Annotated in this window: 16 protein-coding genes and 1 pseudogene; 9 read left to right on the top strand and 8 right to left on the bottom strand. The window is 72.5% G+C overall.

Features of this window, described 5'->3' with window-relative positions; genetic code table 11:
• Nucleotides 1-6 precede the first annotated feature (6 nt).
• Both iolB and iolC read right to left on the bottom strand, forming a co-directional pair.
• Nucleotides 7-858 (bottom strand): 5-deoxy-glucuronate isomerase, encoded by an 852-nt coding sequence (gene iolB, locus ACZ4TG_RS12145; RefSeq protein ID WP_468161857.1) that lies wholly within the window; start codon nucleotides 856-858, stop codon nucleotides 7-9.
• Between the two features lie 2 nt (nucleotides 859-860).
• A complete protein-coding gene (iolC, locus tag ACZ4TG_RS12140) occupies nucleotides 861-1,772 on the bottom strand; it encodes a 5-dehydro-2-deoxygluconokinase (RefSeq protein ID WP_468162107.1) in 912 nt (303 codons plus the stop codon).
• Between the two features lie 118 nt (nucleotides 1,773-1,890).
• Here iolC and ACZ4TG_RS12135 point away from each other — a divergent pair, with 118 nt between their 5' ends.
• From ACZ4TG_RS12135 to ACZ4TG_RS12115, 5 genes are all read left to right on the top strand, one after another.
• The gene (locus ACZ4TG_RS12135) at nucleotides 1,891-2,805 is read left to right on the top strand and encodes a sugar phosphate isomerase/epimerase family protein (RefSeq protein WP_468161856.1); all 915 of its coding nucleotides are present in this window, start codon (nucleotides 1,891-1,893) and stop codon (nucleotides 2,803-2,805) included.
• A 22-nt stretch (nucleotides 2,806-2,827) separates the two neighbouring features.
• The gene (locus tag ACZ4TG_RS12130; protein WP_468161855.1) at nucleotides 2,828-3,841 is read left to right on the top strand and encodes a Gfo/Idh/MocA family protein; all 1,014 of its coding nucleotides are present in this window, start codon (nucleotides 2,828-2,830) and stop codon (nucleotides 3,839-3,841) included.
• Between the two features lie 231 nt (nucleotides 3,842-4,072).
• Nucleotides 4,073-4,273, top strand: a complete 201-nt coding sequence (locus ACZ4TG_RS12125; protein ID WP_468161854.1) for a helix-turn-helix transcriptional regulator — start codon at nucleotides 4,073-4,075, stop codon at nucleotides 4,271-4,273.
• 244 nt (nucleotides 4,274-4,517) lie between these two features.
• Nucleotides 4,518-4,751, top strand: a complete 234-nt coding sequence (locus tag ACZ4TG_RS12120; protein WP_468161853.1) for a heavy-metal-associated domain-containing protein — start codon at nucleotides 4,518-4,520, stop codon at nucleotides 4,749-4,751.
• Between the two features lie 147 nt (nucleotides 4,752-4,898).
• Nucleotides 4,899-7,214: a heavy metal translocating P-type ATPase gene (locus ACZ4TG_RS12115; protein ID WP_468161852.1), complete on the top strand. Its 2,316-nt coding sequence runs from the start codon at nucleotides 4,899-4,901 to the stop codon at nucleotides 7,212-7,214.
• Between the two features lie 426 nt (nucleotides 7,215-7,640).
• Here ACZ4TG_RS12115 and ACZ4TG_RS12110 read toward each other — a convergent pair whose 3' ends face one another.
• The gene (locus tag ACZ4TG_RS12110; protein ID WP_048479416.1) at nucleotides 7,641-8,930 is read right to left on the bottom strand and encodes a citrate synthase; all 1,290 of its coding nucleotides are present in this window, start codon (nucleotides 8,928-8,930) and stop codon (nucleotides 7,641-7,643) included.
• Between the two features lie 182 nt (nucleotides 8,931-9,112).
• Nucleotides 9,113-11,356: an SF1B family DNA helicase RecD2 gene (recD2, locus tag ACZ4TG_RS12105; protein ID WP_468161851.1), complete on the bottom strand. Its 2,244-nt coding sequence runs from the start codon at nucleotides 11,354-11,356 to the stop codon at nucleotides 9,113-9,115.
• Between the two features lie 276 nt (nucleotides 11,357-11,632).
• Here recD2 and ACZ4TG_RS12100 point away from each other — a divergent pair, with 276 nt between their 5' ends.
• A complete protein-coding gene (locus tag ACZ4TG_RS12100; RefSeq protein ID WP_468161850.1) occupies nucleotides 11,633-12,148 on the top strand; it encodes a DUF937 domain-containing protein in 516 nt (171 codons plus the stop codon).
• A 158-nt stretch (nucleotides 12,149-12,306) separates the two neighbouring features.
• A pseudogene (locus ACZ4TG_RS12095) lies at nucleotides 12,307-12,819 on the top strand (GNAT family N-acetyltransferase); the annotation flags it as partial.
• Here ACZ4TG_RS12095 and ACZ4TG_RS12090 read toward each other — a convergent pair.
• Nucleotides 12,770-13,696 carry an EamA family transporter gene (locus ACZ4TG_RS12090; RefSeq protein ID WP_468161849.1) on the bottom strand — a complete coding sequence of 309 codons (927 nt, stop codon included), beginning with the start codon at nucleotides 13,694-13,696 and terminating at the stop codon, nucleotides 12,770-12,772. The pseudogene ACZ4TG_RS12095 and the gene ACZ4TG_RS12090 overlap by 50 nt on opposite strands.
• A gap of 105 nt (nucleotides 13,697-13,801) precedes the next feature.
• On the opposite strand from ACZ4TG_RS12090, the gene ACZ4TG_RS12085 reads away from it, so the two are divergent.
• Nucleotides 13,802-14,719, top strand: a complete 918-nt coding sequence (locus tag ACZ4TG_RS12085) for a LysR family transcriptional regulator (protein ID WP_468161848.1) — start codon at nucleotides 13,802-13,804, stop codon at nucleotides 14,717-14,719.
• A 140-nt stretch (nucleotides 14,720-14,859) separates the two neighbouring features.
• Nucleotides 14,860-16,683, top strand: coding sequence for a glycoside hydrolase family 3 protein (locus ACZ4TG_RS12080; RefSeq protein WP_468161847.1), 1,824 nt, complete (start codon nucleotides 14,860-14,862; stop codon nucleotides 16,681-16,683).
• A 26-nt stretch (nucleotides 16,684-16,709) separates the two neighbouring features.
• Here the strand turns inward: ACZ4TG_RS12080 and ACZ4TG_RS12075 are convergent, their stop codons facing one another.
• The 3 genes from ACZ4TG_RS12075 to ACZ4TG_RS12065 all read right to left on the bottom strand — a co-directional run bounded on the left by ACZ4TG_RS12075 (nucleotide 16,710) and on the right by ACZ4TG_RS12065 (nucleotide 22,650).
• Nucleotides 16,710-18,143 carry an aminopeptidase gene (locus ACZ4TG_RS12075; protein WP_468161846.1) on the bottom strand — a complete coding sequence of 478 codons (1,434 nt, stop codon included), beginning with the start codon at nucleotides 18,141-18,143 and terminating at the stop codon, nucleotides 16,710-16,712.
• A 109-nt stretch (nucleotides 18,144-18,252) separates the two neighbouring features.
• Complete coding sequence (locus ACZ4TG_RS12070; RefSeq protein WP_468161845.1) at nucleotides 18,253-18,618, bottom strand: hypothetical protein; 366 nt, start codon at nucleotides 18,616-18,618, stop codon at nucleotides 18,253-18,255.
• 198 nt (nucleotides 18,619-18,816) lie between these two features.
• Nucleotides 18,817-22,650 carry an ABC transporter ATP-binding protein gene (locus ACZ4TG_RS12065; protein WP_468161844.1) on the bottom strand — a complete coding sequence of 1,278 codons (3,834 nt, stop codon included), beginning with the start codon at nucleotides 22,648-22,650 and terminating at the stop codon, nucleotides 18,817-18,819.
• Between the last annotated feature and the right edge of the window lie 68 nt (nucleotides 22,651-22,718).

The following is a 22,718-nucleotide window of genomic DNA, read 5'->3' as shown; positions in this document are numbered from 1 at the left end:
CTCCGCTCACGCCCCGTCCTCCGCCCGGTAGAAGGGCAGCCGGGGGTCGACGTCCTGGCCCGCCCAGCTGCCCCGGATCCAGCTGTGGTCGGGGTGGTCGCGGATCAGCCACTCCCGGGTCCCGCCGGGCCCGGCCATCACGTTCAGGTAGTACATGTCGTGCCCGGGCGCGGCGATGGACGGCCCGTGCCAGCCGTCGGGGATGAGCACGGTGTCTCCGGTCCTCACCTCGGTGAGGATGTCGGTCTTCCCGGCCGGGGAGGGGGTGACACGCTGGTAGCCGAAGCCGGGCGTGCCGCCGTGCGGGGCGATCTCGAAGTAGTAGATCTCCTCCAGCCGGGACTCCTCGCCGGGATGGTGCTCGTCGTGCTTGTGGGGCGGGTACGAGGACCAGTTCCCGCCGGGGGTGAGGACCTCGACGGCGATGAGGCGGTCGCACACGAAGGTGTCGGCGGCGGCGAAGTTGTTGACCTGGCGGGAGCAGGTGCCCGCGCCGCGCAGTTCCACCGGAACCTCACGGGCCGCCCCGTACCGGGCCGGGAGCACGTTCTCGCAGCGCGCCCCGACGAGCGCGAACCGTCCGCCCGCCGCGGAGCTGATCTCGGCCTGCGCGTCCCGGGGGAGGTAGGCGAAGTCGCTGACCCCGCTGAACACGCTCTCGCGCCCGTGCAGTTCGAACACGCTCGGCTCCGGACCGGGCCGCCCCGCGGGCGAGGGCTGCGCACAGCGGACGGCGCATCCTCCGGCCAGCGGGAGCACGATCCACTCGTGGTCCCCGCAGGCGTGCGCGTACGTCCCGCCCGGCGCGAGCGCCACCACCCGCAGCGCGGTCAGGTCCAGCCCCTGTGTCGTGGTCACCGTCAAGACCCCAGCACCTCCTCGACCTCCTTGGCGTACGGCATGGCCGTCGAGCAGGCCAGCCGTGCGGCCACGATCGCCCCGGCCGCGTTCGCGTACCGGATCACCCGCTCCAGCTCCCACCCGGCGAGCAGCCCGTGGCCCAGGGCGCCCCCGAACGCGTCCCCGGCGCCGAGCCCGTTCACCACGTCCACCGCGACCGGGGGCACCTCCGCGACGGTTCCGTCCCGGTGGACGGCCAGGACCCCGGCCGGGCCCCGCTTGACGACGGCCAGCTCGACCCCGGCCGCCAGCAGGGCCCGGGCCGCCGCGTACGGCTCGCTCTCGCCGGTGGCGATCTCGCACTCCTGCACGTTCCCGACGGCCACCGTCGCCAGGGCCAGAGCCCGTTCGTACCAGGGTCCCGGCTCCCCGGACCAGAGCATCGGCCGCCAGTCCAGGTCGAAGACGGTGGTCCCGGACTTCGAGCGGGCCTCCAGCGCCGCCAGGGTCGCGCCGCGGCTCGGCTCCGCGCTCAGGCCCGTTCCGGTCATCCAGAACACGCGGGCCGCCCGCACCGCCCCCATGTCCACCTCTGCCGGCCAGATCTCCAGGTCGGGGGCCTTGGGGAAGCGGTAGAAGTACAGCGGGAAGTGGTCGGGCGGGAAGATCTCGCAGAAGGTCACGGGAGTCGGGTAGGCGGCCACCTCGCCCACCCACCGGTCGTCGACGCCGAATCCCCGCAGCTCGGCCCGCAGGTACTCCCCGAAGGGGTCCGCGCCGACCCGGGTGATCACCGCCACCCGCCGGCCCAGCCGCGCCGCGGCCACCGCGACATTGGTCGGGGAGCCTCCCAGGAACTTGCCGAAGGTGTCGGCTTCGGCGAGCGGTACCCCGCTTCTCAACGGGTAGAGATCCACCCCGATCCGCCCCATCGTGATCAGGTCGAACACGGACCCCTCCGCGGTGGTCTCCGGCACTTCTCCCACTTCTCCCTCTTCCCCCAACTGCTCTTCCCCGTCCCTTCGAGCCTCGCACCCTAAGGTGGCCGCCATGACGTCCTCCCCGCCCACGTTGACCCGTATCCGTGTCGGTTCGGCTCCGGACTCCTGGGGTGTCTGGTTCCCCGAGGACCCCCGGCAGACCCCCTGGGACCGCTTCCTCGACGAGGTCGCGGACGCCGGGTACGAGTGGATCGAGCTCGGCCCGTACGGCTACCTGCCCACCGATCCCGCCCGCCTCACCGACGAGACCGCCGCGCGGGGCCTGCGGGTGTCCGCGGGCACCGTCTTCACCGGACTCCATCACGGGCCCGCCGTGTGGGAGCAGACCTGGGAGCACGTGTCGCGGATCGCGGAGCTCACCCGGGCCATGGGTGCGGGGCACCTGGTCGTCATCCCGTCCTTCTGGCGCGACGACAAGACGGGCGAGATGCTGGAGGACCCCGTGCTGACGCCCGGTCAATGGCGTGAACTGACCGCCCAGACCGAGCGCCTGGGCCGGGAGGTCCAGGACCGGTACGGGCTGCGGATCGTCGTCCACCCGCATGCCGACACGCACATCGACACCCCGGAGAACGTCGCCCGCTTCCTCGACGCCACCGATCCCGCGCTGGTCTCCCTCTGCCTGGACACCGGGCACTACGCCTACTGCGGCGGGGACAGCGTCAAGGCCCTGGAGACCTTCGGGGAGCGGATCGGCTACCTGCACCTCAAGCAGGTGGACCCGAGCGTCCTCGCCGAAGTCGTGGCGGGCCGGGTGCCCTTCGGGCCGGCCGTGGCGCGCGGGGTGATGTGCGAGCCGCCGTCGGGGGTGCCCGCGCTGGAGCCCGTGCTGGCCGCCGCACAGTCGCTCGGCGTGGACCTGTTCGCCATCGTCGAGCAGGACATGTACCCGTGCCCGCCCGACCAGCCGCTGCCGATCGCCCGCCGGACCCGTTCCTACCTGCGCTCCTGTGGCGCCCGCTGACCGCTCTGAGAGGACGTACGACATGACCAGCACGCTCGGCATCGCCGTCATCGGCACCGGGAGGATGGGCGCCGACCACGTGCGCCGGATCGGCCGGACGGTCGGCGGGGCCCGGGTGGCGGCGGTGGCCGACCCGGACGGCGACCGGGTCAAGGAGGTCGCGGGAGGCCTGGCGGGCGCGAGCGCGCACACCGACCCGGCGGCCGCGATAGCCGCACCCGGGGTGGACGCCGTACTGATCGCCTCGCCCGGGCCGGCCCACGAGGAGGCCATCCTGCACGCCCTGGAACGGGAGTTGCCGGTGCTCTGCGAGAAGCCGCTGACCCCCGATCCGGCGGGCGCCCTGCGGATCATGGAGGCGGAGCGGCGGCTGGGGCGCAGGCTCGTCCAGGTGGGGTTCATGCGGCGCTTCGACGCCGAGTACGAGCGGCTGAAGGAGCTGCTGGACGCGGGCGGCATCGGCAGGCCGCTCTTCCTGCACTGCCGGCACCGCAACGCCTCCTCGCCCTCCTTCTTCACCAGCGACATGCTGATCAGCGATTCCGTGGTGCACGAGGTGGACGCCGCGCGCTGGCTGCTGGGGCAGGAGGTCAGCGCGGTGACCGTGCTCTCCCCCACCCCTTCCTCGGCCGCGCCCGAGGGGCTGCGCGACCCGCGCTTCGTCCTGCTGGAGACCACCGGCGGGGCCGTCGTCGACGTGGAGATCTTCGTCAACTGCGGTTTCGGCTACCAGGTCCAGTGCGAGGCGGTCGGCGAGTCCGGCAGCGCCCGGATCGGCGACGGCCACGCGATGGTCGTGCAGTCGGACGGCCGGTGGGGCGGGGAGATCACCCAGGACTTCCTCACCCGGTTCGCCGACGCGTACGACCGCCAGGTCCGGCGGTGGGTGGCGGCGGCCGCGCGGGGCCGGGTGGACGGGCCCGACGCCTGGGACGGCTACGCGGCCGCCGCGGTCTCCGAAGCGGGGCTCGCCGCGGCGCGGACCGGCGTACGGACCCCGGTGGAGCTGGTGGAACGGCCCGCCCTCTACCGCTGACCGGTCATCTCATCCCATTCGACCCCTGTGCCGCATCTGTCACAGGGGTCGCCCTCGTGTCACGCATATCCGCGTTACGCGGGTTTTCCGTCACAGGCGGTCGACAGCCCCTCCCCTGCGCTCACAGGGCGTCGTTCTAGGGGCACAACGCGAGTGATCGTCAGTGTCCACGCGCCGGCTCCCCCGACGGCCTCCCGGCCGGCCCCGGGCGTGGACAAGGAGGTGTCGTGGATGAGCGACCGACAGCTGTGGTCGTACAAGGAGATCGCCGCGCACATCCGGGTCCAGCCGGACACCGTGCGCTCCTACCGCAAGCACGGACTGCTTCCGGCGCCGGACCACGTGGAGGGTGCGAAGCCCTACTGGTACGCCGACACCATCCGCGCCTGGGTGGCCCGCCGCCCCGGCAACCGGGGGCGCCGCGAGGACTGACCGACGCAGGCGGGGCCCGCCGGGCCCCGCCGAGGACGTCCGGCCCGACGAGGATGCCCGGCAGGATCTCGAAGGTCACCAGCGGCAGTCCACCGCACCGCTCCGGCCGAGAAACAGTCGAAGAGAGGTCGAGAACACTCGCATCGATACCCCCTAGGGGTATAGTCTCGCAGTGTCGGGAGGACGGTTGGGTGACGCGCCGCCGCTTCCGGCGACCGGATACGCCCTTGAAGAGGAGAACGACATGAGCGCCGAGACGGACACCCAGACCACCACCGTCTACCGGGTGACCGGCATGACCTGCGGGCACTGCGAGGGCGCGGTGACCGCCGAGATCACCGCCCTGCCGGGTGTGACCTCGGTCAAGGCCGTCGCCGCGACCGGCGAGGTCACCGTGGTCTCCGCCGCCCCGCTCGACGGCGAGACCGTGCGCGCCGCCGTGGACGAGGCCGGCTACGAGCTCGTCGGCCAGGTCTGAGCACCGCCTCTCCCCGAGACCGCGGACCGCGGAACCGCGGACCGAGACGGACGCGGTCCGCGGCAGCACTTCGGCAGTACCCCGCCGGGTCGTACCGGCCAGCTCATACTGGTCCCGTACGACCCGGCCCTCCCCCTGGAGCCGGACATGAGCAGCAGCACAGTGCACGACGGACCCATAGCGGCGGCCGACGCCGGCGAGGTCGAGCTGACCATCGGCGGGATGACCTGCGCCTCATGCGCGGCCCGCATCGAGAAGAAGCTGAACCGGATGGACGGGGTCACCGCGACGGTGAACTACGCCACCGAGAAGGCCAGGGTCTCGTACGCGGGCGAGGTGAGCGTGGCCGATCTGATCGCGACCGTGGTCAGGACCGGGTACACCGCCGAGGAGCCCCCGCCGCCGGAACCGGAACCGGCGCCCGGAGCAGGGACGGGGTCCACGGGGGCGGCCGAGGATGCCGACGCCGCGCGCCACCCCGAGTCGGCCGCGCTGCGCCAGCGCCTGCTGGTCTCGGCCGCCCTCGCACTGCCCGTCGTACTGCTGTCCATGATCCCGGCCCTCCAGTTCGACAACTGGCAGTGGCTCTCGCTGACCCTGGCCGCCCCCGTGGTCGTCTGGGGCGCCCTCCCCTTCCACAAGGCCGCCTGGACCAACGCCCGGCACGGCGCGGCCACCATGGACACCCTGGTCTCGGTCGGCACCCTGGCGGCCTTCGTGTGGTCGCTGTGGGCCCTGTTCTTCGGGCACGCGGGGATGCCCGGCATGCGGCACGGCTTCACCCTCTTCACGGTTCAGGGGGGCGCCGTCTCCCGCACCGACGGCTCCTCCGCCATCTATCTGGAGGTCGCCGCGGGGGTCGTCAGCTTCATCCTGCTCGGCCGCTACCTGGAGGCCCGCTCGAAGCGGAAGGCGGGCGCGGCCCTGCGGGCCCTGCTGGAACTCGGCGCCAAGGACGTGGGCGTGCTGCGCGGGGGTACCGAGGTGCGGATCCCGGTGAGCGCGCTCGCGGTGGGCGACCGGTTCGTCGTGCGGCCCGGCGAGAAGATCGCCACCGACGGCACGGTCGTCGAGGGCGGCTCCGCGGTGGACGCCTCCATGCTGACCGGCGAGTCCGTACCGGTCGAGGTCGGCGTGGGCGACGCCGTCACGGGCGCCACCGTCAACGCCTCCGGGCGCCTGGTCGTCGAGGCCACCCGGATCGGCGCCGACACCCAGCTGGCCCGGATGGCGAAGCTGGTCGAGGACGCGCAGAACGGCAAGGCCGAGGTGCAGCGGCTGGCCGACCGGATCTCCGGGGTCTTCGTGCCCGTCGTCCTGCTGCTCGCGCTCGGCACCTGGGTGACCTGGCTGCTCATCACCGACGACCCGACGGCCGCCTTCACCGCGGCCGTGGCCGTCCTGATCATCGCGTGCCCGTGCGCCCTGGGCCTGGCCACCCCGACCGCCCTGATGGTCGGCACCGGCCGGGGCGCCCAGCTCGGCATCCTGATCAAGGGCCCCGAGGTGCTGGAGTCCACCCGCCGCGTGGACACCGTCGTCCTGGACAAGACCGGGACGGTCACCACCGGCCGGATGACCCTGGCCGGCGTGCACACCGCCGAGGGCACCGACGAGGGCCTGCTGCTGCGCCTGGCGGGCTCGCTGGAACACGCCTCCGAGCACCCCATCGCCCGGGCCATCGCCACCGGCGCGGCGGAGCGGGCCGGCGCCCTGCCGGTGCCCGAGGGGTTCCAGAACCTGGCCGGGCTCGGCGTCCAGGGCGTGGTGGACGGACACGCCGTCCTGGTGGGCCGGGAGCAGCTGCTGGCCGACTGGGCGATCCCGCTGCCGGCGCCGCTGGCCGCGGCCAAGGCCGCCGCCGAGGCTGCGGGCAGCACCGCGGTCCTGGTCGCCTGGGACGGGGAGGCGCGCGGGGTGCTGACGGTGGCCGACGCGGTGAAGGAGACCAGCGCCGAGGCGGTGGCCCGGCTGCGGGCACTCGGCCTCACGCCGGTCCTGCTGACCGGCGACAACAAGGCCGTGGCCGAGACGGTGGCCCGCGAGGTGGGCATCGACGAGGTGATCGCGGAGGTGCTCCCGCAGGACAAGGTGGACGTCGTGCGCCGGCTCCAGGCGCAGGGCCGTACGGTCGCCATGGTGGGCGACGGGGTCAACGACGCGGCCGCGCTCGCCCAGGCCGACCTGGGCCTGGCCATGGGCACCGGCACCGACGCGGCCATCGAGGCGGGCGACCTGACGCTCGTTCGGGGCGACCTGCGGGTGGCGGCGGATGCGATCCGGCTCTCCCGCCGGACCCTGGCCACCATCAAGGGCAACCTGTTCTGGGCCTTCGGATACAACGTGGCGGCGCTGCCGCTGGCGGCCGCCGGCCTGCTCAACCCGATGATCGCCGGAGCGGCCATGGCCTTCTCTTCGGTGTTCGTAGTGACCAACAGCCTCCGGTTGAGGTCCTTCCGATAGTGGATCTCCTTCGCACTGTGCACACATCTCCTTCACGGGAGACGCAGATCACAGTGATTTGAACGTAACCATATGGCGGTTGCGTGGGTCTAATGGGGCGATGCAAAGAACGTCTCGGGGGACGTTCGCGGAGGGTCTTGGGGGACCTACCGGGGCATCAGCCGGCCGGGACGCGTGCTCAACGGAGAGCTTTGAGCGGCCCTCCCGTCCCGTACGGGTCCCGGCAGAACCCCACTGGAGTGCTCCGGCACTCCTCGCCGACACCCCGGCTCGGGTCCCGTGGGGGGAATCCGTTCCGGGGAAAGGAAAGCGCCCCGACCGTCGACCCGTGGGGGGATCGACGGCGGGGCGCTTTTCGTATGCCGTGGTGCGGTTGACCTCCGGCCAGCGGCTCGGGCCGCTGGGCCTCGGTCTGCGGGGCTCGGGTCAGCGGGCCTCGACCGGGACGAAGTCGCGCAGGACCTCGCCGGTGTAGATCTGCCGCGGGCGGCCGATGCGGGAGCCGGGCTCCTTGATCATCTCGTGCCACTGGGCGATCCAGCCGGGAAGGCGGCCGAGCGCGAAGAGCACGGTGAACATCTCGGTCGGGAAGCCCATGGCCCGGTAGATGAGACCGGTGTAGAAGTCCACGTTCGGGTAGAGGTTGCGCTCGACGAAGTACTCGTCGGCCAGCGCGTGCTCTTCCAGCTTGAGCGCGATGTCGAGCAGCTCGTCGCTCTTGCCGAGCGCCGAGAGGACATCGTGGGCCGCCGCCTTGATGATCTTCGCCCGGGGGTCGAAGCTCTTGTAGACGCGGTGCCCGAAGCCCATGAGGCGGACGCCGTCTTCCTTGTTCTTCACCTTGCGGATGAAGGCGTCGACGTCGCCGCCGTCGTTCTTGATGCCTTCCAGCATCTCGAGGACGGACTGGTTGGCGCCACCGTGCAGCGGGCCCCACAGGGCCGAGATGCCGGCGGAGATCGAGGCGAACATGTTCGCCTGCGAGGAGCCGACCAGACGCACGGTGGAGGTCGAACAGTTCTGCTCGTGGTCCGCGTGCAGGATCAGCAGCTTGTCGAGCGCCGAGACCACGACCGGGTCCAGGTCGTACTCCTGGGCCGGCACGGAGAAGGTCATGCGCAGGAAGTTCTCGACGTAGCCGAGGTCGTTGCGCGGGTAGACCACCGGGTGGCCGACCGACTTCTTGTACGCGTAGGCCGCGATCGTCGGGAGCTTGGCCAGCAGACGGATCGTCGACAGGTGGCGCTGCTTCTCGTCGAACGGGTTGTGGCTGTCCTGGTAGAACGTCGACAGCGCGCTGACCACGGAGGACAGCATCGCCATCGGGTGCGCGTCCCGCGGGAAGCCGTCGTAGAAGCGCTTCACGTCCTCGTGCAGCAGCGTGTGCTGGGTGATCTCGTTGCGGAACGACGCGAGCTGGTCGACGGTCGGCAGCTCCCCGTTGATCAGCAGGTAGGCGACCTCGATGAAGGTCGACCGCTCGGCCAGCTGCTCGATCGGGTAGCCGCGGTAACGCAGGATTCCCTGCTCGCCGTCGAGGTAGGTAATCGCGGACTTGTAGGCGGCGGTGTTGCCGTAGCCGCTGTCCAGAGTGACGAGCCCGGTCTGGGCCCTCAGCTTCGAGATGTCGAAGCCCTGGTCACCGACGGTGCTCTCGACCACCGGGTAGGTGTATTCACCGTCCGCGTACCGGAGTACTACAGAGTTGTCGCTCACGTCATCCCTCACCGACGTAGTGCCTCTTCTTCGAGGTGCCCTGACTGCCTCTACCTTCCCCCATTTGGCGCAGAAGAGTGCACTCGGGGTCGGCCTTTGGTGCTTTTGACGGCACTGAGTGCCGTCAAGCTGCTCATCCTGCCCCCTCCGCACCGGTGGTGGAACCCCAAATGATCGATCATCTAGGTGATGTTTCCCACCGGTATCCGGCCGGACAGCCTGGGCGCGACCGCGGTGTACCTCCTGCCTGCGGAAACGGTACGCACCGCCTGGCCGAGGGCCTTGCGGGACCCGACCAGCACGACCAGTTTCTTCGCCCTGGTCACCGCCGTGTAGAGCAAGTTGCGCTGGAGCATCATCCAAGCGCCGGTCGTGACCGGGATCACGACGGCCGGATATTCACTCCCCTGGGAGCGGTGGATGGTGACGGCGTACGCGTGGGCGAGCTCGTCCAGCTCCGCGAACTCGTATCCGATCTCCTCGTCCTCCTCGGTGCGCACGGTCACCCGCTGTTCGTCCAGGTCAAGGCCGGTGACCACGCCGACGGTGCCGTTGAAGACACCGTTGGCGCCCTTCTCGTAGTTGTTCCGGATCTGAGTGACCTTGTCGCCCACCCGGAAGACCCGGCCGCCGAACCGCTTCTCGGGGAGGTTCGGGCGGGCCGGCGTGATGGCCTGCTGGAGCAGGGCGTTGAGGTTCCCGGCTCCGGCGGGGCCCCGGTGCATGGGCGCGAGCACCTGGATGTCCCGGCGCGGATCGAGCCCGAATCTGGCCGGAATACGCCGGGCGGCCACGTCCACGGTGAGCCGGCCCGCCTCCTCGGTGTCCTCCTCGGGGAAGAGGAAGAAGTCCGGCAGCCCGTCCGTGATGGGCGGCACGCCGGTGTTGATGCGGTGGGCGTTGGTCACCACGCCGGACTGCTGGGCCTGCCGGAAGATCCTGGTCAGCCGGACGGCGGGCACCGGGCCGCCCTCGGCCAGCAGGTCGCGCAGCACCTCCCCGGCGCCGACCGAGGGGAGCTGGTCCACGTCCCCGACGAACAGCAGGTGCGCTCCGGGCGCCACGGCCTTGACGAGCTTGTTGGCCAGCAGCAGGTCCAGCATCGAGGCCTCGTCGACCACGACGAGGTCGGCGTCCAAGGGCCGGTCCCGGTCGTAGGCGGCGTCCCCGCCCGGTTTCAGCTCCAGCAGCCGGTGCACGGTCGAGGCTTCGGCCCCCGTGAGCTCCGAAAGCCGCTTCGCGGCCCGGCCGGTGGGCGCGGCGAGCACCACCTTGGCCTTCTTGGCCCGGGCCAGCTCGACGATCGAGCGGACCGTGAAGGACTTGCCGCAGCCCGGGCCGCCGGTGAGGACGGCGACCCGGCGGGTGAGGGCCAGCTGGACCGCCTCCCGCTGCTCGGGGGCGAGGGTGGCCCCCGTCCGCCCGGCCAGCCACTCCAGGGCCTTGGCCCAGTCCACGTCCTGGAAGCCGGGCATCCGGTCCTCCTCGGCGTGCAGCAGCCGCCGGACCTGGCCGACCAGCGAGAGCTCGGCCCGGTGGAAGGGCACCAGGTAGACCGCGGTGACGGGCGGGCCGCCCTGGGGGTCGGGCACGGGTTCCCGTACGACTCCCTCCGGGTCCGCAGCCAGCTCCGCGAGGCACTCGATGACCAGCCCGGTGTCCACCTGGAGGAGCTTGACCCCGTCGGCGATCAGCCGCTCCTCGGGGAGGAAGCAGTGGCCCTGGTCGGTGGACTGGGACAGGGCGTACTGGAGTCCGGCCTTGACCCGCTCCGGGCTGTCGTGCGGGATCCCGACGGCCTGGGCGATGCGGTCGGCGGTGAGGAAGCCGATGCCCCAGACGTCGGCGGCGAGCCGGTAGGGCTGGTTGCGCACCACCGAGATGGAGGCGTCGCCGTACTTCTTGTAGATCCGCACCGCGATGGAGGTGGAGACCCCGACGCCCTGGAGGAAGACCATGACCTCTTTGATGGCCTTCTGCTCCTCCCAGGCGGCGCCGATCAGCTTCGTCCGCTTGGGCCCGAGCCCCGGCACCTCGATCAGCCGCTTCGGCTCGTCCTCGATGACGTCCAGGGTGTCCGTGCCGAAGTGCTCCACGATCCGGTCGGCGATCTTCGGTCCGATGCCCTTGATCAGGCCGGAGCCGAGATAGCGGCGGATGCCCTGGATGGTCGCGGGGAGGACCGTCGAGTAGTTCTCCACGCTGAACTGCCTGCCGTACTGGGGGTGCGAGCCCCAGCGGCCCTCCATGCGCAGCGATTCGCCCGGCTGCGCCCCGAGGAGCGATCCGACGACGGTCAGCAGGTCGCCCGAGCCGCGTCCGGTGTCGACCCGGGCGACCGTGTAGCCGCTCTCCTCGTTGGCGTAGGTGATGCGCTCCAGCACCCCCTCGACCACTGCCAGTTGCACCGCTCCGTTGGTAGTCATGCGCTGAAACTACCGGTCGCCGCCGACAGGCCGTCCGGCCTGTGGAAAACCGGAAGGGGGTCCGGCCTTCCGGCCGGACCCCCTCACGGTTACCCCTCCCTCGTCGGACTTCCCGATCCCCCCAGATCCCCTCCCGGAAGTGCCGACGCAAAGTACGACCCGCCACAACGGCCGGGGGTTGCACGCCGATGCACAGCTTTACCCTTCCGTTACCCGAGCCGCACGCGAGTACGATCCGAGATGCCGCCAAAAGACCACGGACGTAGCGTTTCAGGCATGAGCGAACCCTCATTCCAGGACGACGTGCTCCATGAGCTCGGCGACGACCGGCTGACCGAGATCGCCGGTCTGCTCGGTACCGACGCCGACGGTGCGCGCGACACGGTCGCCGCCACGGTCGGCGCCATGACCGGTGACCTCCAGCAGAAGGCCGACGCCGATGACGACGACGGCCACGAGGTCCGCCAGGCCTTCGCGGAGGTGTCCGAGCCCCCGCTGGAGGGCGTTGCCACGCTCGGCGGCGGTCTGCTGGGCGGCGGCCTGCTGGCGGGGGTGCTCGCCAAAGTGAGCGGGCCCGTGGCCAACGCGGTCTCGAAGAAGACCGGCATCCCGGCGCCCACCATCTCCCGGGTCATCGAGCTGCTGATCCCCGTGCTGCTGGCTGTCTTCGCCAAGCGCGCGGCCGGCAAGGGCGCGGGCGCGGCCACCGCGGGCTCCGCCCCCGGCTCAGCCCCGGCCGGCGGCGGCCTGGGCGACCTCCTGGGCCAGATCCTGGGCGGCGCCAAGAAGTGAGCCCGCACGAAGTGGGCCGCGGGCAGTAGGGCGGCGAGAGCGACCCCTGCGGCGCGGGGCGGACCGGGCAGGCCCCGGTCCGCGTTCCCCGGCGGCGCGGGCCGCCCCCTCGGCCCGCCCGGGCGCTATCCTCGGGCGCCATGAAGCCCCCTGACGACACCGCTCCGCCGCCGGTACGGCTGCGGGATCCGGGGCCCGGCGAGCTGGGCTGGATCGTGGAACGGCACGGCGCGCTCTACGCCGCCGAGTACGGCTGGAACCAGGAGTTCGAGGGTCTGGTGGCCCGGATCGTCGCGGACTTCGCGGAGGACCACGACCCCTATCTGGAGCGGGTCTGGATCGCAGAGCTCGACGGGCGTCCGGTCGGCTCGGTGATGTGCGTACGGGAGGACGGCCAGAGCGGCACCGCGCGGCTGCGGCTGCTCCTGGTGGATCCCCGGGGCCGCGGCCACGGCATCGGCGCCCTGCTCGTGGACACCGTCGTCGGCTTCGCCCGTTCGGTCGGCTACCGCGAGCTGGTGCTGTGGACCAACGACGTGCTGGATTCCGCCCGTTCCCTCTACCAGCGCGCCGGGTTCACCCTGGTGGCCGAGCGCCCGCACCGCTCGTACGGCGTCACCCTCACCGGGCAGGACTGGCGACTGCCGCTTCAGGAGGGCTCCCCGCACTGACGGCCGCCGTACGGGCCGCCCCGCGCGCGGGGGCCAGCGAGGTGAGCCCCACCCCGCCCACGAGCAGCACCGCAGCCACCCAGCGCAGCCCCGAGATCCCCTCGCCGAGCACCAGCGCGGCGCAGGACATCCCGAACACCGGCACCAGCAGCGAGAACGGCGCGACCGACGAGGCCGGGTAGCGGCGCAGCAGGTAGCCCCAGGCGCCGAAGCCGAACACGGTCGACACCCAGGCGACGTAGCCGATGACGGCCACCCCGGACCAGTCCAGGGCGCGCAGCGCGGCCAGGTCCCGGTCGGGCCCCTCCAGCAGCAGCGAGAGCGCGAACAGCGGCAGTACCGGGACGGTGCACACCCAGACCATGAAGTTCAGCGCGTCGGGCGGGGCGGCCTTGCGGGTCAGCACGTTGGACACGCCCCAGCAGGCGGCGGCCGCGACGACCAGGGAGAAGCCGAGCACCGGCCCGGAAGTGCCCCCGTCCACGGCGGCGACGACGATCCCGGCGAGCGCGACGGCCATGCCGAACAGCCGCACCCGGCCGGGCCGCTCGCCCAGCGCCAGGGCGGCGAGGACGGCGGTGAAGACGGCCTGGATCTGCAGGACGAGGGAGGAGAGCCCGGCCGGCATCCCGGCGGCCATGCCGGTGAAGAGGAGGCCGAACTTGGCGATCCCGAGGGCCACTCCGACGCCGATGATCCACTTCCAGGCGACCTTGGGCCGTCCGATGAAGAAGACGGCGGGCAGCGCGGCGACGAGGAAGCGCAGGGCGGACAGCAGCAGCGGCGGGAAGTGGCCCAGGCCGATCTCGATGACGACGAAGTTGAAGCCCCAGACGGCGGCGACGAGCACGGCGAGTGCGGTGTGTACGGGACGCATGGTCCGAGCATCGACCCCCGGACCATGTAGCACCAGCGCGAATCTCTTCCGTGATGGATAAAGCACTGCTTACGTGTCCCCGCCCGCCGGGGCTACCATGGCCGCATGCTCGATCTGGCCCGGCTGCGCGCCCTGCACGCCGTCTCCGTCCACGGCTCGGTCGCGGGCGCGGCGGCCGCACTCGGCTACACCCCCTCGGCCGTCTCCCAGCAGATCGCCAAGCTGGAGCGGGAGACCCGCACCACGCTGCTGGAGCGGCGCGGGCGCGGGGTCGCGCTCACCGAGGAGGCCCGGCACCTCGCGGACACCGCCCAGGAGTTGCTGACGATCGTGGAGCGTGCCGAGACCACGCTGGAGGAGCGCCGCGGCCGGCCGAGCGGGCTGCTGACGGTGGCCGCGTTCGCGTCGGCGGCGCGCGGGCTGCTGCCGGGGGTGCTGGCCGATCTGGCCGCCCGGCATCCGGCGCTGGACGTCCGCCTCACGGAGGTGGACCCGCACCTCTCGGTGGACCTGGTGGCCCGCGGCGTCACCGATCTGGCGGTGGCCCACGACTGGGACATCGCCCCGCTGCCGGCCCCCGAGGGCGTCGAGCAGGCGGTGATCGGGGACGACCGCTGCGACCTGGTGGTGCCGGCCGGGCACCCGTTCACCGCGCGGGCCGTGGTCCGGCGCTCCGATCTGGGCGGGCTGCGGTGGGTGTGCCAGCCGCCCGGGCGGGTCTGCCACGACTGGCTGGTGCGGACGATGCGCACGGCGGGGTTCGAGCCCGACATCGCGCACGTCGCCGAGGAGAACCACACGATCGTCGCGCTCGTCGCCGCCGGCCTCGGGGTGGCCGTGGTGCCGCGCCTGGGGACCGGGGCGCTGCCGCCGGGGGCGGTGGCCGTCCGGCTGGAACCGGGCCCGGTACGCAGGCTGTACGCCTTGTGGCGGACCGGCGCCGCCCGGCGGCCCGCGATCACCGAGGCGGTGCGCACCCTCCAGGAGCACTGGGACGGGGCCGGTGGCGGCTCCCTCGCCTGAGCCGGCGCCGGCGGCCGCTGCACCAGCACACCGGTGCACCGGCGGGAGTACCGGGAGTACCGCCCGGGGTGCAGCCCTTCCGGGGGACTCCGAGAGTGTCCGCGGCTCCCGGGGCGTAGCCCGGCAGTAGGGTCCGGCGGGTGCCGTACCAAGCCTCCCGCCGGTCCCTGCTCGCCGCTGCCGCCCTGGCCGCCGTCACGGCCGCCGGGGCCTGCTCGACCGCCTCGGGGGCCCACCGCGCCCCCGACGACCCGCGCGCCCCCGGGCAGGCCCCGGGAGGGCCGCTGGGGCGCTACCCCGACCGGGCCCGGCTGCGCGGGCTGGTGGCCGGGATGAGCCTCGCCGAGAAGGTCGGGCAGCTGCTGGTGTCCCGGGCCTACGGGCATTCCGCGACCGACCCCGACCCGGCGGACGCGGCGAAGAACCTGGAGCTGTTCGGGGTGCGCACCGCCGCCGAGCTGGTCTCCCGCTACCACCTCGGCGGGATCATCTACTTCGCCTGGGCCCACAACACCCGTACCCCGCAGCAGATCGCCGCCCTGTCCAACGGCCTCCAGCGGGCCGCCGCGGACAGCGGTCCGGGCATCCCGCTGCTGCTCTCCACCGACCAGGAGCACGGGGCCGTCGCCCGCATCGGCAGACCGGCGGCCCTGCTGCCGGGGGCGATGGCGCTCGGCGCGGGCGGTTCGCCCGCCGAGGCCCGCCGGGCCGCGCGGATCGCGGGTACCGAGCTGGCCGCCATGGGCATCCGGCAGGACTACGCGCCGGTGGCCGACGTGAACGTGAACCCGGCCAATCCGGTGATCGGCGTACGGTCCTTCGGCTCCGACCCGCGCGCGGTGGCGGGTCTGGCCGCCGCGCAGGTCCGCGGGTACCAGGCGGCCGGGGTGGCCGCCACGGCGAAGCACTTCCCGGGGCACGGGGACACCGAGACGGACAGCCACGTCGGGCTCCCGGTGATGCGGCACACCCGCGCCGTCTGGGAGAAGCTGGACGAGCCGCCGTTCCGGGCGGCGGTGGAGGCGGGGGTCGACGCCGTCATGACGGCCCACATCGTCTTTCCCGCGCTCGATCCCTCGGGCGATCCGGCCACCCTCTCGCGGCCGATCGTGACCGGCATCCTGCGCGAACGCCTCGGCTTCCAGGGGGTGGTGGTCACCGACGCCCTCGACATGGCCGGGGTCCGCCAGAAGTACGGGAACGACAGGGTCCCGGTGCTGGCGCTCAAGGCCGGCTGCGACCAACTGCTGAACCCGCCGGACCTGGGCCTCGCCCACCGCAGCGTGGTGGCGGCCGTCGAGTCGGGCGAACTGACGGAGGCCCGGATCGAGGAGTCGGTGCTGCGGATCCTGGAACTCAAGGCGCGCCGGGGCCTGTTCGACGATCCGTACACCACGCCCGCGGCGGTGGACGCCGCCGTCGGCTCGCCCGCGCACCTGGCCGCCGCCGACGACATCGCGGCGGGCACGACGACCCTGCTGGCCAACCCGGTGCGGCTGCTGCCGATCGATCCGGGGGCCGGACCACGGCTGCTGGTGACCGGGGCGGACCCGGACTCCCCCTCCGGTACCACGGGGCCCCCTACGGCCGTACTGGCGCGGGAGCTGACCGCCCTGGGCTGCCGGGCCACGGCGGTGCCGCCCGGCCGGGCCGTGCAGGCCGCGCCGGGCAACGCCGCGGTGCTCGTGTGCACGTACAACGTCCCGGAGGGCGAGAGCCCGCAGCGCACCCTGGTCGCCGGCCTGATCGCCACCGGGGTGCCGGTGGTCGTGGTGGCGATCCGCAACCCCTACGACCCGGCCCGGCTGCCGCGGTGCGCCGCCGAGGTGGCGACGTACTCCTGGACGGACGTGGAACTGCGGGCGGCGGCCCGGGTGATCACCGGCGGGCGGCGGCCCGAAGGCCGCCTCCCCGTCCCGGTGCCGGGCCGCTACCCGCTGGGCCACGGGCTGACGTACCCGTAGGTACGTCCTCCCGCGGCCCGCCCGGGCTACGGCCGCAGCTGCGGCTCGCGCTCCAGGTCCCGCTGGTCGAGCTGCGCGTCCGGCGAGGCCAGCGGCGCCGCCTTGGCGGAGTCGGCGAGCGCGGCGGCCGGGGCCACCCCGGCCCACTTGAGGATCCGAGCGGTCGCGAGGGCCTTCTCGCCCTCCTGGAGCTGCGCGACGTTGGCCCCGTGGTTGGCGCCCGGCGCGATCATCACGTAGCTGTCCTTCACCCCGTACCCGAGGTGGAAGGGCTCGGCGCCCCACGGGTCGTTCTGCCCGTACACGAACAGCATCTGGTTGGCGTTGTCGCGCACCCAGTTGTCCACGTCCGTCATGACCCCCGGCTGGAAGGTCATCGGGATCTCGCGGGGCACGAAGTTGCGCGGCGGCTGGTAGCCGTAGCGGCTCAGTCCCTTGAGGTGCGGCTGCTTGATGTCGGGAGAGCCGAGCTGGGTACCCGCCTGGTAGTAGTACGGCGTGTACGTCTGAAGTCCCTGGTCGGCGTAGGCCGAGAACCCGGAGATCGCGTCGACGGAGTCCCAGATCTCCTGGTCGGAGGCGGTCGCGGCGACCGGGATCGCCGGGCAGTCGGAGAGCAGGCTGTACTGCCAGAAGGCCCAGGCGTAGTCGAGCACGACGGCCTCGTAGGCCTTGTCGAGGTTGCCGACCGTGGTGAAGGTCCAGCCGTTCTCGGCGGCGGCGGCCTGGTACTTGGCCTCCAGCGGCGCGCGGCGGACCAGCGCCTCGCGCTGCACCGCGTTCACCTTGTCGCGGCACTCCTTGGTGCCGACCTTCGCGAAGAACCGGTCGTAGGCCGAGTCCTCCTTGTTGTTGACGTCGTTCGGGGCGACGTACGCGACGACCCCGTCCATGTCGCGCGAGTAGAAGCGCTCGTAGTAGGTCGCCGTCATGCCGCCCTTGCTGCCGCCCGTGGCGATCCAGTTCTTGCTGTAGATCTTCTTGAGGGCGGTGAAGACGCGGTGCTGGTCGCTGGCGGCCTGCCAGATGTCCAGGTTGCCCCAGTTGGCCGGGTCGGGCCGGGAGGGCGTGAAGAATCGATACTCCAGGGACACCTGGTTGCCGTCGACGATGGTCGTCGGCTCACTGCGCCGCGGGCTGGTGTTGACGTTGTAGCCGGAGGTGTAGAAGACCGTGGGCCGGGAGGTGTCCTTGTGCAGCAGGGTCAGGCGCTGCTTGAAGGTGCCCTTCGTGGGCTGCCGGTGATCGACCGGCTGCTCGTAGTTGAGCACGAAGAACCGGTACCCCGGGTACGGCTTCTCCTCGATCAGGCTCATCCCGGGAATGCCGAGGATCTGGTCCTTGATGTCCGTGGCGGCGGTCGGCCCCGCGGCGGTGGCCGCTTGTGCCGTGGCGCCGGCCGCGCCCATGGTGCCGATGAGCACCACGAGCGACAGCAGCCATCCGAGCGTCTTGCGCATTCACCCTCCCCTTGAGTTCACTTCGGTCGCCGTGAACCTAGCGGGGTCAACACGCCGCTGAACAGACCTGGTTGGGACCGCGGCACGCTCCGAACGGATCAAGCCACGGTCAGCACAGGATCCAGCCGGAATCGGCCGATCCGGCCGCCACGTTCCCCTTTACATACACGCAGCGGTTGATCGCGCCGACGGTGACGGGGCCCGCGTACCGGGTGAATTGACCCGCGTCGCGGACGGGGACACCGCCACGCGGCTGAATGCTCACCGCCATCCGGCGGCGCTCGCCCGGGTTCAGGGCGACCGTCGTCGCGCAGGCCTGCGTGCGGCTCTTGTAGACGCGCACCTCGCCCGACGCGAGCGGCAGCGTCTTGACCAGCCGGCCCCCGCACCCTCCGGTCGCGGCCTGCGCGGGCGGCGCGGCGAACAGCCCGCCGACCCCCAGCCACAGCGCCGCCCCGAACACCCCGAGGCTCACGGTCCGCCCCCGGCCGCGCCCCCTCGACCCCTGCAACACCCTGGCCCCCGATCGGTCGTACGTCATACGCACGCGCGTACGTACGACGCGCGGACCCCCCGGATGGTTGCACCGGGCAAGTTCATCCGGGGGGGGTCCGGTCCAGCGGTCGAGCGGGGGTGGAGAAGGGCTCCGGTCGGGAACGGGCGGGGCGCGCGGTCAGGCCGCGGCCCGTTCGTCCTCCCCCGCGAAGGTGCGCCACAGCTCGGCGTACCGGCCGCCTCGCGCCAGGAGTTCGGCGTGGGTGCCGTCCTCCACGACCCGGCCGCGGTCCATGACCACCACCCGGTCGGCGCGGGCGGCGGTGGTCAGCCGGTGGGCCACGACCAGGGTGGTGCGCTTCCCGGCGAGCCGTTCGGTGGCCAGGTTGACCTGGGCCTCGGTGGCCAGGTCGAGGGCGGCGGTGGCCTCGTCGAGCAGCAGCACGTCCGGGTCGACGAGCTCGGCGCGGGCCAGCGCGATCAGCTGGCGCTGGCCGGCCGAGAGGTTGCGGCCGCGCTCGGCGACCGTGTGCAGGTAGCCGCCGTCGAGGGTGGCGATCATGTCGTGGGCGCCGACCGCGCGGGCGGCCGCCTCCACCTCGGCGTCGCTCGCCTCGGGCTGCCCGTAGGCGATGGCGTCGCGGACCGTCCCCGGGAAGAGGTACGACTCCTGGGGGACGACCCCCAGCCGGTGGCGGTACCCCGTCAGATCGAGCTCCCGCAGGTCGGCTCCGTCGGCGGTGACCCGGCCGGAGGTCGGATCGTAGAACCGGGCCACGAGCTTGACCAGCGTGGACTTGCCCGCCCCGGTCTCGCCGACGAACGCGACGGTCTGCCCGGCGGGTATCCGCAGGCTGATCCCGGCCAGCGCGTCGCCCTTCTCGCCCCGCTCCTGCGCGGTGCCGTAGCCGAAGTGGACGCCCTCGAAGGCGACCTCGCCGCGCAGCCGCCCCACCTCGCGCGGCTGAGCGGGGCGCGGGGTGGTGGTGGGCTCGCGCAGCAGGTCCTGGATCCGGCCGAGGGAGACGGTGGCCTGCTGGTAGCCGTCGAAGACCTGGGAGAGCTGCTGGACGGGGGCGAAGAACAGGTCGATGTAGAGCAGGTACGCCACCAGCGCACCGGTGGTGAGGGTCGCCGCCTCCACCCGGCCCGCGCCGACGATCAGCACGGCCGCCGCCGCGCCCGAGGAGAGCAGCTGCACGAACGGGAAGTAGACGGATATCAGCCACTGCCCGCGGACCCGGGCCTGGCGGTACGAGTCGCTGCGCTCCGCGAACCGGGCCGCGCCGTCGCGCTCGCGGCCGAAGGCCTGGACGATGCGCAGCCCGGCCACGGACTCCTGGAGGTCGGCGTTGACGGTGCTGACCCGGTCGCGGGCGAGCTCGTACGCGGCGACCGACTTGCGGCGGAAGATCACCGTGCCCACGACCAGCAGGGGCAGGGTGGCGAAGACGATCAGCGCGAGCTCGACGTCGAGGACGAGCAGGGCGACCAGGATCCCGAAGAAGGTGAAGACGGAGACGACGGCGGTGACGAGCCCGGTCTGGAGGAAGCTGGAGAGGGCGTCCACGTCGGTGGTCATCCGGGTCATGATCTTGCCGGTCAGCTCGCGCTCGTAGTAGTCGAGGCCGAGGCGCTGGAGCTGGGCGAAGATCTTGACGCGCAGGGCGTACAGCACCCGCTCGCCGGTCCGTCCGGTCATCCGGGTCTCGGCGAACTGCGCGGCCCACTGCCCGATGACGACGACGAGGGCGAGCACCGATGCGGCCCACACCGCGCCCAGCGCGGCCTGTTCGACACCCTTGTCGATGCCGTGCCGGATGAGGATCGGCAGCAGCAGCCCGGAGCCCGCGTCGACGGCGACCAGGCCGAGGCTGACGGCGAGCGGCGCCCAGAAGCCGCGGAGCAGCCGGCGCAGGCCGTAGCTCTCCTCGGCGGATGCGGCCCGGGTCTCGTCCACCTCGGGCAGGTCGTCGGCGGGCGGCAGCGCGGCCACCTGCGCGAGCAGCTCGGGGGTGGCGGGCGTCCCGGCGACGGCCCCGGCCATGGAATGCGCGGCTCCGGGGGCGCGGTCGCCGACGGCGGCGGGGCCGGCGGCCTTGGTGTCCTCCCGGCGCTGCCACAGCTCGGGCGTGATCCCGCCGGCGACGCGGCGCTTGGCGTTGACGGGCTCGCAGTCGATCTCGGCTTCGAGCTCGATGTCCCGCTCGATGTCCCGCTCGAACTCGGCCATGGCGGGCGCGTCGGGGGTGCGCGGCGAGCCGGCCGCCAGCGCGTCCGGGTCGGTCAGCAGCCTGCGGTAGAGCGGGGAGCGGCGTTCCAGCTCCTCGTGCGTGCCGATGTCGGAGAGCCGCCCGTGGTCGAGTACGGCGATCCGGTCGGCCAGCGCCAGCGTGGAGCGGCGGTGTGCGATGAGCAGGGTGGTCCGGCCGGCCATGACGGTGCGCAGCGCCTCGTGGATCTCGTGCTCGACCCGGGCGTCGACGGCGGAGGTGGCGTCGTCGAGGAGCAGCAGCCGGGGGTCGGTGAGGATGGCGCGGGCGAGCGCGATGCGCTGGCGCTGGCCGCCGGAGAGGGTCAGGCCCTGTTCGCCGACCTTGGTGTCGTACCCGGCGGGGAGGTCCTGGATGAACCCTTCGGCCTGGGCGGCGCGGGCGGCGGCCTCGATCTGCTCGTCGGTGGCCCCGGGGTGCCCGTAGGCGATGTTGGCGCGGATGGTGTCGGAGAAGAGGAACGAGTCCTCCGGCACGAGGCCGATGGCGCCGCGCAGCGAGGCGTACGTCAGCTCGCGGATGTCGTGCCCGCCGACGCGGACGGCGCCGCGGTCGGCGTCGTAGAAACGGGGCAGCAGCAGCGAGACGGTGGACTTCCCGCTTCCGGAGGCGCCGACCAGGGCGACGGTCTCGCCCTCCGCGATGCGCAGCGAGAACCCGTCGAGCACGGGCCGCTCGGGGTCGTACCCGAAGCGGACGTCCTCGAACTCCACGGTGGCGGGCGCGTCGGCGGGGAGCTCGTGCCCGCCCTCCTTGATGACGGGCTCGGTGTCGATGAGCTCGAAGACCCGCTCGACGCCGGCGCGGGCCTGCTGGCCGACGGTCAGCACCATGGCGAGCATGCGGACCGGGCCGACGAGCTGGGCGAGGTAGGTGGAGAAGGCGACGAAGGTGCCGAGGGTCACCTGCCCCCTGGTGGCCATCCAGCCGCCGAGGGCCAGCATGGCGACCTGCCCGAGGGCGGGTACGGCCTGGAGGGCCGGGGTGTAGCGCGAGTTGAGCCGGATGGCGCGCATCCGTCCGCCGAAGAGCCGGCGGCCGGCCTCGCGGAGCTTGCCGGTCTCCTGCTCCTCCTGGCCGAAGCCCTTGACGACGCGTACGCCGGTCACGGCCCCGTCGACGACGGTGGCGACGGCGGCCGCCTGGGCCTGGGCGTACCAGGTGGCGGGGAAGAGCTTCTTGCGGCTGCGCTTGGCGATGAACCACAGCGCCGGGGCCATGAGCAGCGCGACCAGGGTCAGCAGCGGCGACAGCCACAGCATGATCCCCAGGGATATCCCGAAGAGCAGGAAGTTCCCGATGGTCATGGGCAGCATGAACAGCAGGCCCTGGATGAGCTGGAGGTCACTGGTGGCCCGGCCGACGACCTGACCGGTGGACAGCTCGTCCTGCCGGCGCCCGTCGAGGCGGGCTATGGAGTCGTACATGTCGGTGCGCAGGTCGTGCTGCACGTCGAGCGCGAGCCGGCCGCCGTAGTACCTGCGTATGTAGGTCAGCACGTACACGAGCAGGGCCGCGCCTATGAGCATCCCGGCCCAGGGACCCATGGGCTTGGTCTTGTCCCCGATGACGTCGTCGAGGATGACCCGGGTGACCAGCGGCACGAGTGCCATGACGGCCATCCCGGCCAGTGAGGACCCGAGCGCGAGCAGCACATTGAGCTTGTACCGCCAGGTGTAGGCGGCCAGCCTCCTGCCCCAGCCCTGTTTCCCGCCTGTCGCCGTCTCTGCCGCCGCCACGTGGTGCCTCCCCGTCGGTCCTGTCCTGCCGCCTCCCCCAACGCGCCGACCGGCGGATTTCATCCCGC

This window comes from Streptomyces sp. NPDC028314, assembly GCF_055565795.1.
The sequence above is the reverse complement of the archived record's forward strand: the minus strand, read 5'-3'. Positions and strand labels throughout refer to the sequence as shown.